Genomic DNA, 12,905 nt, shown 5'->3' with positions numbered 1-12,905 from the left:
GCCGGGGCAGCAGGCGCGGCCGGAGCCGGAGCCGGGGCCGGGGCCGGGGCCGCGGGGGCGGCCGGAGCAGCCGGAGCGGCACCCGGGGCACCGATCACGGCGAGCTTCGCGCCGACCTCGGCGGTCTCGTCCTCGCCGACCACGATCTCGAGCAGCACGCCGGAGGCGGGCGCCGGGATCTCGGTGTCGACCTTGTCCGTGGAGACCTCGAGCAGCGGCTCGTCCTCGGCGACCTCCTCGCCGACCTGCTTCAGCCAGCGGGTGACGGTGCCCTCGGTGACCGACTCGCCCAGCGCGGGCAGGACGACGTCGGTGCCCTGGGCGCCACCGGCAGGGGCGGCGGCGGGGGCCGGGGCGGCCGGAGCCGCGGGGGCCTCGGCAACAGGGGCCGGGGCGGCAGGCGCGGCCGGAGCCGCGGGGGCCTCGGCAGCAGCGGCGGCCGGGGCCGGGGCGGCAGCGGGCGCGCCCGTGCCGTCGTCGATGACGGCCAGCTCGGCGCCGACCTCGACGGTCTCGTCCTCGGCGACCTTGATGGAGGACAGGACGCCGGAGGCGGGCGCGGGGATCTCGGTGTCGACCTTGTCGGTCGACACCTCGAGCAGCGGCTCGTCGGCCTCGACGCGCTCGCCCTCGGCCTTCAGCCAGCGGGTGACGGTGCCCTCGGTGACGCTCTCGCCGAGCGCCGGAAGGGTTACGGAAACCGGCATGGTTTCGGTTGCTCCTTACGAATGTGCGGTAGTGGTCGTCGTCGCGCCCGTTACTGCGCTGTCCGGGGGCGGACCCCCGGACACCCAGAATCAGTCGTGGGAGTGCAGCGGCTTGCCCGCCAGGGCGAGATGCGCTTCGCCGAGCGCCTCGTTCTGCGTCGGGTGCGCGTGGATGAGCTGCGCGACCTCGGCCGGCAGAGCCTCCCAGTTGTAGATCAGCTGAGCCTCACCCACCTGCTCGCCCATACGGTCACCGACCATGTGGACGCCGACCACGGCACCGTCCTTGACCTGGACGAGCTTGATCTCGCCCGCGGTCTTGAGGATCTTGCTCTTGCCGTTGCCCGCGAGGTTGTACTTCAGAGCGACGACCTTGTCCGCGCCGTAGATCTCCTTGGCCTTGGCCTCGGTGATACCGACGGAGGCGACCTCCGGGTGGCAGTACGTCACCCGCGGCACGCCGTCGTAGTCGATCGGGACGGTCTTCAGACCGGCCAGACGCTCCGCCACCAGGATGCCCTCGGCGAAGCCGACGTGCGCGAGCTGGAGGGTCGGGACGAGGTCACCGACGGCCGAGATGGTCGGCACGTTGGTCTGCATGTACTCGTCGACGAGGACGTAGCCGCGCTCCATGGCGACCCCGGCCTCCTCGTAGCCCAGGCCCTGTGAGACGGGGCCGCGGCCGACGGCGACCAGCAGCACCTCGGCCTCGAAGGTCTTGCCGTCGGCGAGGGTGACCCGCACACCGTCCTGCGTGTACTCGGCCTTCTCGAAGAAGGTGCCGAGGTTGAACTTGATGCCGCGCTTGCGGAAGGCGCGCTCAAGAAGCTTCGAGCTGTTCTCGTCCTCGACCGGGACGAGGTGCTTCAGGGCCTCGATGATCGTGATGTCGGTGCCGAAGGACTTCCACGCGGAGGCGAACTCGACGCCGATGACGCCGCCGCCCAGCACGATCGCGGACTTCGGCACCCGGTCCAGGACCAGCGCGTGGTCGGAGGAGATGATGCGGTTGCCGTCGATGGTCAGACCCGGCAGCGACTTCGGCACGGAGCCGGTGGCGAGCAGGACGTGGCGGCCCTCGACGCGGCGGCCGTTGACGTCGACCGAGGTGGGGGACGACAGCCGGCCCTCACCCTCGATGTACGTCACCTTGCGGGAGGCGATCAGACCCTGCAGGCCCTTGTACAGCCCGGAGATCACCTCGTCCTTGTACTTGTGGACGGCCGGGACGTCGATGCCCTCGAAGCTGGCCTTGACGCCGAACTGCTCACTCTCACGGGCCTGGTCGGCGATCTCACCCGCGTGCAGCAGAGCCTTGGTGGGAATGCATCCACGGTGCAGGCAGGTGCCGCCGACCTTGTCCTTCTCGATCAGGGCGACGTCCAGGCCCAGCTGCGCTCCGCGCAGTGCCGCGGCGTAACCGCCGCTACCACCGCCGAGGATCACTAGGTCGAAAACGGTGCTGGCGTCGTTCGCCACGTCACGTCCTCCATGCATGTGCGCCGGGCGCCGGTCGTCCGTGACCGCGCGGCGGCTGGTGTTCGGCCGCTTGTCTTCGGCCCTGTGGTGGGGGCCCTGTCCTGCCGAGAACCCATCTTCGCACTTGTTGACGGAAGGCGGGACGCGGGGCCGGGGTCCGGGACGGCGGTTCTGCCGTCCCCCGCGGTTACTCGTCCGTACGAACCTACGGATTCCGTTGAAGGCACAACGGCCCCGGGGTATTCCCGGGGCCGTGCTCAGGCGCGGGCGGGCGGCTCCGCCGGAGCGGCCCGCCCGCGCCCGTTGCCTCACATCAGCCCAGGTCACCCGAGGCGGTGCGCTCGGCGAGCTTCACCAGGGTGCGGACCGCGGAGCCGGTGCCGCCCTTCGGTGTGTAGCCGTAGGGGCCGCCCTCGTTGAAGGCCGGGCCGGCGATGTCCAGGTGGGCCCAGGTGATGCCCTCGCCGATGAACTCCTTCAGGAACAGACCGGCGACCAGGCCGCCGCCCATCCGGTCGCCCATGTTCGCGATGTCGGCGGTGGGCGAGTCCATGCCCTTGCGCAGGTCGGCCGGGAGCGGCATGGGCCAGGAGTCCTCGCCCACCTCCTCGGCGATCTCGTGGACCGCCGTGCGGAACGCGTCGTCGTTGGCCATGACGCCGAACCTGCGGTGGCCCAGCGCCAGCACCATCGCGCCGGTCAGGGTCGCCACGTCCACGATCGCGTCGGGGTTCTCCTCGCACGCCCTGGTGAGCGCGTCGGCCAGCACGAGGCGGCCCTCGGCGTCGGTGTTCAACACCTCCACCGTCTTGCCGCTGTACATGCGCAGGACGTCGCCCGGGCGGGTGGCCGTGCCGGACGGCATGTTCTCGGCGAGCGCCAGCCAGCCGGTGACATTGACCTCCAGGCCGAGGCGGGCGGCGGTGACGACGGCGGCGAAGACCGCGGCGGCGCCGCTCATGTCGCACTTCATCGTCTCGTTGTGGCCGGCCGGCTTCAGCGAGATGCCGCCCGAGTCGTACGTGATGCCCTTGCCGACCAGGGCCAGGGTCTTCTGCGCCTTCGGGTGCGTGTAGCCGAGACGGACCAGGCGCGGGCCGTGCGCCGCACCCTGGCCGACGCCCAGGAGGCCGCCGTACCCGCCCTTGGCGAGCGCCTTCTCGTCGAGCACCTGCACCTTGATGCCGTGCTCCTTGCCGGCGGCGGTGGCGACGGCGGCGAACGACTCGGGGAACAGGTCGTTCGGCGGGGTGTTGATCAGGTCACGGGCGCGGTTGACCTCCTCGGTCAGCGCGATCGCCCGCTCCGCCGCGGCCTTGTACGCCTTGTCGCGCGGCTTGGCGCCGAGCAGGGCGACCTCGGCCAGCGGCTGCTTCCTGCCGTTGTCGTTCTTCTCGCCCTTCGCGCCCTTGCCGTTGCCGCCGTCCTGGTACGCGGTGAAGGCGTACGCGCCGAGCAGCGCGCCCTCCGCGATGGCCTCGACGTCCTCGGACGCCTCGACGGGCAGCGCGAACGCGGCCTTCTTCGTACCGGCCAGCGCACGGGCGGCGGATCCGGCGGCGCGCCGCAGCGACTCCGCCGTGTACGCCTCGTCCTTCTCCGGGGCCGGACCGAGACCGACCGCCACGACGACCGGGGCCTTCAGGCCCGACGGCGCGGGCAGCTTGGTCACCTCGCCCTCGGCACCCGAGGCGCCGAGGGTCTCCAGGACGGTGGCGAGCTTTCCGTCGAACGCCTTGTCCACGGCCTCGGCGCCGGGCGCGACGACCGGGCCCTTGGCGCCCTTCGCGACGCCGACGACGATCGCGTCGGCGCGCAGCGTCGCAGCGCCGGCAGTGCTGAGAGTGAGAGCAGTCACGGTGGTGAAATCTCGCTTCCGTTGAGTTCCATGGCCGAGGGGGTGGGGTCGGCCGTGCCCGGCGCATCGTAAAACGGGCGAGTCGGAGCGCCGGAACGAGCCTACGCGCGCCTGCGATGTTCGCTCACGCCAGCGGCGGTTCACCCGTCAGTGGTGTCTCCGACACGTTTGCCGCGCGGATTGTGAGTCCTGCGTCACACTCGGGGCAAATGCGCAAGGGAGCAAGTGGCTGCTTTGCATGATTTCCACAGGTCCTCCGCGGAATCTCCGCATGGGAGGCCGCGAGGGGTGGGGGGTGCGCGATGGCGTACGGAATCAGTACGGGCAGGCTCGGCGGCAGGACGGTGGTCGCGCTCGCCGCGTCCGCGCTCTTGGCGGCGGTGCTGCCCGCGTCGGCCGCGGCCGCCGCCGACCCGGTGCCGCGGATCGACCTGAAGGTGCTCGTGGTGGACGACGGCGGTGCCGCCGTGGCCGCGGTCACCTCCGAGCTGCGGAGCACCGGAGTGCCGTACAGCGTCGTCGATCTGGACGACCCCGGCCGTCCGCAGATCAGCGCCACGCTCCTGAGCGACACCGTGAGCGGCCGGCCGCGCGCCAAGTACCAGGGCGTGGTCCTGCCGAACGAGGCCCCGTTCGGCACGGACTCCGGGGGCGCCGCCGAGCAGGCCGCCCTCGTCGCGTACGAGCAGGCCTTCGGCGTCCGCCAGGTCGACGCGTACACCTGGGCGCATCCGGGCGTCGGGCTCGACTACACCAGTGACGGCGGCTGGTCCGGCACCCTCGACGGTGCCCCGGCCGCCGTCACCGCCGCGGGCCGCTCCGGCCCCTTCGGCTATCTCGACGGGCCGCTGACCTTCGAGGACAACGCGCCGGACGTCAGCGAGAGCTACGGCTATCTGGCCCGCCCCCGCGAGGGCTTCACCAGCTATGTCGACGCGCCCGTGCCCGGCGGGGACGGCCGTGCGAGCCTGCTCGGCGAGTACGCGCACGACGGGCGCCGCGAGCTCGTCGTGACCTTCGCGTACAACCAGCACCAGCGGCAGTTCCGGCTGCTGGCCCGCGGCATGGTCGAGTGGCTCACCCAGGGCGTCCACCTCGGTCAGAGCCGCAACTACTTCTCGGTCCACGTCGACGACGTCTTCGCGCCCGACGCCCGCTGGGACACCGGGCGCAACTGCACCCCGGGCGACATCGACTGTTCGGGCCCCGCCGGCGAGCAGACCCCCGACATCCGTATGACCGCCGCCGACGCGCAGTACGCCGCCCAGTGGCAGCAGGCCCGCGGCTTCACCCTCGACATGGTCTACAACGCGGGCGCGGGCCTGGAGTGGAAGGCCGAGCACGGCGGCACGGACGCGCTCGCCGCGCAGCTGCTGGCCGACCGGGCCAGGTACCGCTGGATCAACCACACCTACACCCACCCCTTCCTCGGCTGCGTCCAGGACGCCTCCGTCATCCCCTGGCAGTGCGCGAAGGACGCCGCGGGCAACACGCTCTGGATGAGCCGCGCCGAGATCTCCGCGCAGATCCGCGACAACCACAACTGGGCCGCGAACAAGGGCATCTCGGTCGACCGCACCGAGCTGGTCACCGGTGAGCACTCGGGCCTCAGGACCCTTCCGCAGCAGCCCGTGGACAACCCCAACCTCGCCCCTGCGCTCGCCGACAACGGCGTCAAGTGGGTGGCGAGCGACAACTCCCGCGAGCCGCAGCAGCGGGCGGTCGGCAGCGCGCTCACCGTGCCCCGCCACCCGATGAACGTGTACTACAACGTGGGCACCGCGGCCGAGATGGCCGACGAGTACAACTGGATCTACGCGTCGCAGGCGGACGGCGGCAGCGGCATCTGCGAGACCAACCCGGCCTCCACGTGCCTGGACGAGCCGCTCGACACCAGCACCGGCTACGCGCAGTACATCGTTCCGCAGGAGGCCAGGATCGCCCTCGGCCATGTGGTCGCGAACGACCCGCGCCCGCACTACGTCCACCAGTCCAACCTGGCCGAGGACCGCATCCTCTACCCGGTGCTCGACCGCGTCCTCGGCGACTACCGCTCGCTGTTCGCCGACAGCGCCCCACTCGTCAACCCCCGGCAGCGCGACACCGGTACGGAACTGAACCGCCGCGCCGCATGGCAGAAGGCACTCGACGACGGCAAGGTCACGGCGTACCGCATCGGCACCACCGTCACCGTCCAGGCCCCGTCCGGGGTCGCCGTCCCCGTCACCGCACCCGAGGGCACCCGCAAGCAGCTCCTGCTCGGCACGGCAGTCTTCGGCACCCCGTACGCGGGGCAGCGGTCGGCCTGGACGGGGCCCGAGCCGCTCCAGTCCGCCGTCACCCTCCGGCTGCCCGCCTGACCCGCGGGCCCGCAGTCGCACCGTCACGCACCCCGGCCGGTCCGGCCGGGGTGCGTCGCCCGCGCAGAAACACGGGAACCGACCACATGCACGCGCACCACGAGCTGCACATCGCGAGCACGGCGCACCGCGCGCACACCGCACGTCCAGGGGGGACAAAGCACGATGAGCCAGGGACGTCACGTCACCATGCTCACCGAAGGCACCTATCCGCACGTCCACGGCGGCGTCAGCACCTGGTGCGACCAACTCGTCCGCGGAATGCCCGACTTCGACTTCACCGTCACCGCCCTCACCGGCAGCGGCCGTGAGCCCGTCACCTGGGAACTGCCGCCCAACGTCCGCCGACACACCGCCGTCCCCCTGTGGGGGCCGAGCCCCGGGCGTGCCCGCGCACCCCGCGGCAGGACCGCCCGCCGGCGCTTCCTCGACACCTACGAGCGATTCCTGCTGTCCCTGCTCGACCCGGACGCGCAGTGCGACTTCGGTACCGAGCTCGACGCCCTGGCCGTGGAGGCCCGGGCGGGCCGGCTCCCGGCCGCCCTGCGCACCGAGGCCGCCGTCCGCACCCTGATGTGGATATGGACCATGCCGCATCTGCCGACCGCCGCGGCCCGCCCCACCGTCCACGACGCCCTGACCGCCACCGATCTGCTCGAACACGCGCTGCGCCCGCTCGCGGCCCGGATCCCCGAGGACAGCGTCGCCCACGCCGTCAGCAGCGGCCTCGCCACGCTTCCCGCGCTCGCCGCGCAGCGCCTGGACGGCGTGCCCTTTCTCCTCACCGAGCACGGCATCTATTTGCGCGAGCGCTATCTCGGCTATCGCAGTGAGGCGCAGCGCTGGCCGGTCAAGGCGTTCATGCTCGGCTTCTACCGGGAGCTCAACACGCTGGGGTACCGGCGGGCCGATCTGATCACCCCGTGCAACCAGTACAACCGCCGCTGGGAGGAGCGCGGCGGCGCCCACGCCGACCGTATCCGTACCGTCTACAACGGCGTCGACCCGCACGCCTTCCCGCACGCCGGAGCCGAGCCGTCCGTTCCGACCCTGAGCTGGGCCGGCCGGATCGACCCGATCAAGGACCTGGAGACGCTGGTCCGGGCCTACGCCCTGGCCCGGGCCGAACTCCCGGAGTTGCGACTGCGGTTGTTCGGAGCACCCCCCGAGGGAGGGGAGTGGTACCAGACCCGGCTGGAGAAGCTCGCCGCCGAACTCGGCGTCACCGACGGGATCGGCTGGGAGGGGCGCGTCAGCGATGTCGCGCGCGCGTATGCCGCCGGGCACGTAGTGATGCTCTCCAGCATCAGCGAGGGCTTCCCCTTCTCCATCATCGAGGCCATGTCCTGCGGCCGGACGACCGTGTCCACCGATGTGGGGGGAGTGCGGGAGGCCGTAGGCGACACGGGTCTCGTCGTACCGCCGCGCGAGCCCGAGGCGCTGGCCGCGGCGGCCGTGGAGCTCCTGCGGAACGGGGAACGCCGCGCCGAGCTGGGCCGGCGCGCCCGGCAGCGGGTCATCGACCGCTTCACGCTGCGGCGTTCCGTGGGCGCCTTCCGCCAGATCTACCTCGAGCTGGCCGGGACGCCGGGCGCGGTGTACGAGCCGCCGCTCGTCGAGACCGTCGACGACTGGACGCTGGAGCTGAAGGATCCCTGGTACCGGGACCTCGCGGCGGACGGGAGCGTCTGGTGAGCGGCCCGATGTGGCTCAAGGAGCCCGGAACCGCCGCTCAGGAAACGCTGCCGCACGTGCCGAGGCCGAGCGGATCCCGGCCGGGCCGACCGGGCCGGGCCGCGGCCGATCCGCTCGACGAACTCACCGAACGGCTGGAGGACTTCGTTGCTGCGGCCGTCCATCCGGACGAGATAGCCGCGCTGCTCGAGTCCGACGGACTGACGGACGAGCAGATACGTCTCCGCTACGGCCGCGAGGACTCGTTCACGCTCGCCGAGGAGCTGTACGGGCGCGTCGAGCGCCGCTTCCCGGAGCCCGAGGGCCCTCCCGCCGGTCCTTCGGGAGGGACGCTCCTCGCCTGCCTCCTGCGCGGTGTGATCTTCGCGCTGCCCGGGCTCGGTTACGTCCTGGCCGCGCCGCTCCTCGCGGGCGGCCGGACCGCGTACGGCCTCCCGGCGGGCGCGGTCCCGCTCCTGGCGGGCGCGCTCGCCGGCTGGACCTGGAACCAGGCCGTCGCCCACCGCGCGTACTCCTGGCTCGGCCTCGGCGACCGCCCCGCGGCCGTGCGTTCCCTGCTGCTGGGTGCCCCCGCGGGCGTGCTGTTCGCCACGGCCGCGGCGCTCGCCTCCGCGGGACCCGCCGACGGCCCGGCCCTGCTCTTCACGGCAGGCCAGTCCCTCTACCTCGCGGCGGCGACCGTCCTCCTGGTCCTGGCCCACGACCGCGCGCTGCTGCTCGCCCTGCTGCCACTGGCGGCGGGAGCCTCTTCCGCGGTGCTGCAGCCCCTGCCCTCGTGGGCGCGGATCGCCCTTCTGACGACCTCCGCGACGGCGGCGGTGTGCTGTGCGGCGTGGGCGCTGCGTCCGGTGGCACCGGGGCCCGCCGCGTCCGTGGCGGCATCCGCCGGTCGTCGGCGGTGGTGGCGTGTGGTGACCGGCCTCCTGACCCGCAGGGGCGGTGTCCGGCCGGGGGCCGGGCAGGGCACCCGCACGGAGTGGTCCGCCACGGGAAGGCCCGCACCCGACGTCCCTTCCCGCACGGGTGGTGCGCGGGGGAACCCCCCGGCCGGAGGCCGGACGCACTCCCTGCGGGCGCGTGGCCGGGGCGCCGGGGCGCCCTGGCTCGGCGGCTCGTTGCCGTACGGTCTCTTCGGGCTCGGGACCGGCGTGCTGGTGCTGCATGTCGCCCTGGAGACCCCGCCGTTCGCCGTCGCGCTCACGCTCAGCATGGGACCCGCCGAATGGCTGCTGCACCGCTTCCGCGCCGACAGCCTCGCCGGGCTGAGGGTCAGCACCACACCGCGCGGCTTCCGGGTGTCCGTCGCGACGACGCTGGCACGGTGCCTCGCGGGCTATCTGGGCGCCCTGTCGACGTTCGCCGCGGTGGCGATGCTGCTGTGGCCGGGCGGGGGTCGTGGGCCCGGCGGGGCCGCGCTCGCGGGGGTGCTGCTGCTCGGGGTCGTGCTGTGGACCGGGCTGCTGCTGCAGGCGTTCGGCGCCGTACCGATCGCGGCCGGTGTGTGCTGCGCGGCAGCCCTCGTCGCCGTCCTCGTCCCGGGCGCGGCGCTGCTCGTCGTGCCCGGGACGGCCGCCGCCGTGCTCGCCGGGCTGGTCTGTGTGCTGCTCGGCCGGATCACCGCCCACCGCTGAGGAGTCCTTCCATGAGCCTGCTGGTACCGCTGTACGAGCACCCCGCCGACCGTCCCGAAGCCTGGCGGGCCGTCATCGCCGCCGCGCCCCGTCTCTACGGAGTCGTGCTCAACCCGGCCAACGGCCCCGGGGACACCGCCGACGCCGCGTTCGCGTCGGTGGCCGCCGAGCTCCGGGCCGCCGGTGTGCGCGTACTCGGCTACACCGACACGGCGTACGGCCGCCGCCCGCACGCCGACGTCGTACGCGATCTGCTGCGCCACCGCGACTGGTACGGCGCCGACGGGGCGTTCCTCGACCAGGTGGCCTCCGCCCCGGAGGAGCTCGCCCACTACCGGCGCCTCGCGGTGGCCGCCCGGGCGGCGGGTGCGCGGACGCTCGTCCTCAACCCGGGGGTTCACCCGGACGCCGCATACGCGGAACTGGCCGATCTCCTCGTCACGTTCGAAGGCACGTGGGACACCTACCGCACACTCGACCTTCCGCTCTCCGCACACCACTGCCATCTGATCCACTCGGCCCCGCCCCACGCCACCTCCGCGGCCCCGGTCCACTGCGTCGTTCCGGGCACGGGCGCGCACCCGTGGGGCACGCTGCCGTACGCCCTGGAGCCGGGCGCGTGAGACGGCTGCTGCTGGTGGTGACCCTGGCACTGCTCGCGGGCTGTACGTCCGCCCCTGACGACGCGGACGATCCGGCGCCGTCGACCGCCCGCTGGCAGCCGAAGCCGGGCGTGACGTGGCAGTGGCAGCTCAGCGGCCGCCTCGACCCGACGGTCGACGTGCCCGTCTACGACATCGACGGCTTCGACCACCCGGAGTCCACGGTCACCGACCTCCACCGGCGCGGCCGCAAGGTCATCTGCTATCTGTCCACCGGCGCGTGGGAGGACTTCCGCCCCGACGCGGGGGACTTCCCCAAGGCCCTCCTCGGGAAGGGCAACGGCTGGAAGGGCGAGCGCTGGCTCGACATCCGCCGCACGGACGTCCTGGAGCCGCTGATGGCCGAGCGCCTCGACATGTGCGAGGAGAAGGGTTTCGACGCGGTCGAGCCGGACAACATGGACGGCTACCTCAACAACACCGGCTTCCCCCTCACCGCCGCCCACCAGCTCCGCTACAACCGGCTGATCGCCCGGCTCGCCCATGAGCGGGGCCTGGCGGTCGGGCTGAAGAACGACCTGCCCCAGATCCCGCAGCTGGTCCGGGACTTCGACTTCGCCGTCAACGAGCAGTGCGCCCAGTACGGGGAGTGCGAGGAGACGACGCCGTTCATCGAGGCGGGCAAGGCCGTCTTCCACGTCGAGTACGAGCTGCCGCTGGACCGCTTCTGCCCCGAGGCGCGGCGCCTGAAGCTGAGCTCGATGCTGAAGAAGTACGAGCTGGGGGTCTGGCGCCGGGCCTGCTAGCGGGAGACCACGTAGCAGGTCGCGACGCGCTGTTGGCGGTCGCCCCAGTCGGAGCCGGTCGGCCCGCTCGACCAGTACTTTCCGGGCTCGGCGTTGTCCTCGGTCCAGGCGGCCGGGGCCCGGCCGTGGGCACGGCGGCAGGTGTCGCTCGCGCGCCGATGCGCGGCTTCGGGTCCTGGGTAGTCACCCGAGGTGAGCGGGACCTGGCCGAACACGCGGGCATCGTGAGGTCCGGTGCAGGAGACCTCGACGACCAGGGAGGTATCGCGCGTGCCGGTGTTGAAGTCGATGCAGTCACCGGGTGTCGCCTCATGGCGGGTCAGCACCGCCTTGCTCGCTTCCAGGACGGCGTCGGATGCGGACGGCAGGACAGGCTTCGTCCGCCCGTGTGCGGTGAGGACGAGCCGGGCCGCCTCGGTGCCGTGGAGCCAGGCGATCGAGTCATCCCCGTCGACCGGCCGGGAGAGGTCGTACCGCAGCCAGTAGCCCGCCGTCCCCGACCGGTGGTGGACGGTCTCCGGGGCGAGCGCGATACGTGCGGAGGCAGCCGCGCTGCCCTTGCCCGGGACTTCGCCCAGGAGGGTGTCCCGGGCCTTCGCGGGAAGGCCGTCCGGGATCTTCCAGGTGTGCGTGCCGTCCGCCCGGCGGCCTGTGAAGTCGAGCCGCCCGGCGGCGGTCAGGACGGCGTCGCCCTGCCTCGAGGTGGACGTCAGTTGCTGGGTGAAGGAGGCGCTGCCGGCCTGCTGGGTCTGTCGCACGCTCTGGTACGGCTGTTCGCCCACCGGCAGGGAGAACACCGGGTGGGGCTTGGGCTTCGCCGGAGATCCGTCGTCGGTGCTCCCGCCACAGGCCGCGAGCAACAGGGAAGCCGCGGCGAGGGCGGAGGCGGTGTGGGAGAAGGATGCGCGTACGGATCGTTGTACGACGGGCGATCACGGGTCGATCACGTCACCCCCAGCGTCAGGGCGACCAGCGCCACCGTCCCCGCGGTCTCCGCCAGTGCCCCGAAGACATCGCCCGTCACCCCGCCGAAGCGCCGCACGCAGCGCCGAAGGAGCACCTGGGCGGCGACGAGCGCGAGCACCGCCGCGAGGGCGTACCGCACCGCCGTGCCGCCGTCGGACAGCGCCCCCACGCCCGCGCATGCGGCCAGCGTCAGGAAGGTGACGGCTGCCGCGGAGCGGAGCGGCACGCTCTCCGCCACCGCCGCGCCCAGGCCCTCCGGGCGGGCAGCGGGGACGCCCGTACGGGAGGCGAGGGTCAGGGCGAGCCGCGACACGAGCCCCGCCAGGGCCGCGGCGATCGCGCCCCGGGCCCAGCCCCCCTCCCCGTACAGCTCGTAGAGAGCCGCGACCTGGGCCAGCAGGACGAGGAGCAGCGTGATGACACCGAACGGCCCGATGTCCGACTGCTTCATGATCCGCAGCGCGTCCTCGGCGGGCTTCCCGCTGCCCAGCCCGTCCGCGGTGTCGGCCAGCCCGTCGAGGTGCAGCCCGCGCGTGAGGGCGGCCGGTACGGCGGCGGTTGCGACCGCCGCGAGCAGCGGACCTGCGCCCAGGGCCAGGAGCAGTCCGCCGAGTGCCGCGGCGCAGAGGCCGACGACCAGGCCGGCGAGCGGGGCGCACAGCATGCCCGCGCGTGCCGCCTCACGGTCCCAGCGCGTGACGCGTGCGGGCAGCACGGTGAGGGTGCCGAAGGCGAACCGTATGCCGGTCACCGGGCCGGCCGTTCCGCCGGCTGTCTTCTTTGAGGTCACCGCGCGCAGGG

The 12,905-nt window shown here is 72.9% G+C and carries 10 protein-coding genes; 5 read left to right on the top strand and 5 right to left on the bottom strand.

What is annotated here, in order from left to right; all coding sequences use genetic code 11:
- From ACWCXB_RS34855 to ACWCXB_RS34845, 3 genes are all read right to left on the bottom strand, one after another.
- The coding region (locus ACWCXB_RS34855) for a biotin/lipoyl-containing protein (RefSeq protein WP_450728220.1) at positions 1–707 on the bottom strand (707 nt) is incomplete at its 3' end.
- Between the two features lie 90 nt (positions 708–797).
- Positions 798–2,186, bottom strand: coding sequence for a dihydrolipoyl dehydrogenase (gene lpdA, locus ACWCXB_RS34850; protein WP_450728219.1), 1,389 nt, complete (start codon positions 2,184–2,186; stop codon positions 798–800).
- Between the two features lie 313 nt (positions 2,187–2,499).
- Positions 2,500–4,044 carry a leucyl aminopeptidase gene (locus ACWCXB_RS34845; protein WP_450728217.1) on the bottom strand — a complete coding sequence of 515 codons (1,545 nt, stop codon included), beginning with the start codon at positions 4,042–4,044 and terminating at the stop codon, positions 2,500–2,502.
- A gap of 302 nt (positions 4,045–4,346) precedes the next feature.
- On the opposite strand from ACWCXB_RS34845, the gene ACWCXB_RS34840 reads away from it, so the two are divergent.
- The 5 genes from ACWCXB_RS34840 to ACWCXB_RS34820 all read left to right on the top strand — a co-directional run bounded on the left by ACWCXB_RS34840 (position 4,347) and on the right by ACWCXB_RS34820 (position 11,138).
- Positions 4,347–6,404 (top strand): hypothetical protein, encoded by a 2,058-nt coding sequence (locus ACWCXB_RS34840; RefSeq protein WP_450728215.1) that lies wholly within the window; start codon positions 4,347–4,349, stop codon positions 6,402–6,404.
- Between the two features lie 165 nt (positions 6,405–6,569).
- Complete coding sequence (gene pelF, locus ACWCXB_RS34835; RefSeq protein WP_450728213.1) at positions 6,570–8,099, top strand: GT4 family glycosyltransferase PelF; 1,530 nt, start codon at positions 6,570–6,572, stop codon at positions 8,097–8,099.
- A complete protein-coding gene (locus ACWCXB_RS34830; RefSeq protein WP_450728211.1) occupies positions 8,096–9,730 on the top strand; it encodes a hypothetical protein in 1,635 nt (544 codons plus the stop codon). Before pelF ends, ACWCXB_RS34830 begins: the two co-directional genes overlap by 4 nt.
- Positions 9,731–9,741: 11 nt before the next feature.
- Positions 9,742–10,353, top strand: a complete 612-nt coding sequence (locus ACWCXB_RS34825; protein ID WP_450728209.1) for a spherulation-specific family 4 protein — start codon at positions 9,742–9,744, stop codon at positions 10,351–10,353.
- A complete protein-coding gene (locus tag ACWCXB_RS34820; RefSeq protein ID WP_450728207.1) occupies positions 10,350–11,138 on the top strand; it encodes an endo alpha-1,4 polygalactosaminidase in 789 nt (262 codons plus the stop codon). Before ACWCXB_RS34825 ends, ACWCXB_RS34820 begins: the two co-directional genes overlap by 4 nt.
- Here ACWCXB_RS34820 and ACWCXB_RS34815 read toward each other — a convergent pair.
- Positions 11,135–11,935 carry a hypothetical protein gene (locus ACWCXB_RS34815; RefSeq protein ID WP_450728205.1) on the bottom strand — a complete coding sequence of 267 codons (801 nt, stop codon included), beginning with the start codon at positions 11,933–11,935 and terminating at the stop codon, positions 11,135–11,137. The genes ACWCXB_RS34820 and ACWCXB_RS34815 overlap by 4 nt on opposite strands.
- Positions 11,936–12,081: 146 nt before the next feature.
- The gene (locus tag ACWCXB_RS34810; RefSeq protein ID WP_450728224.1) at positions 12,082–12,903 is read right to left on the bottom strand and encodes an adenosylcobinamide-GDP ribazoletransferase; all 822 of its coding nucleotides are present in this window, start codon (positions 12,901–12,903) and stop codon (positions 12,082–12,084) included.
- Positions 12,904–12,905: the final 2 nt, after the last annotated feature.

The sequence above is a fragment of the Streptomyces sp. NPDC001514 genome (assembly GCF_053597075.1).
The sequence above is the reverse complement of the archived record's forward strand: the minus strand, read 5'-3'. Positions and strand labels throughout refer to the sequence as shown.

What these genes read in the sequence shown, in the direction of transcription:
- ACWCXB_RS34840 (WP_450728215.1), top strand. Translation starts at nt 4,347, where the DNA reads ATGGCGTACGGAATCAGTACGGGCAGGCTCGGCGGCAGGACGGTGGTC.
- pelF (WP_450728213.1), top strand. Translation starts at nt 6,570, where the DNA reads ATGAGCCAGGGACGTCACGTCACCATGCTCACCGAAGGCACCTATCCG.
- ACWCXB_RS34825 (WP_450728209.1), top strand. Translation starts at nt 9,742, where the DNA reads ATGAGCCTGCTGGTACCGCTGTACGAGCACCCCGCCGACCGTCCCGAA.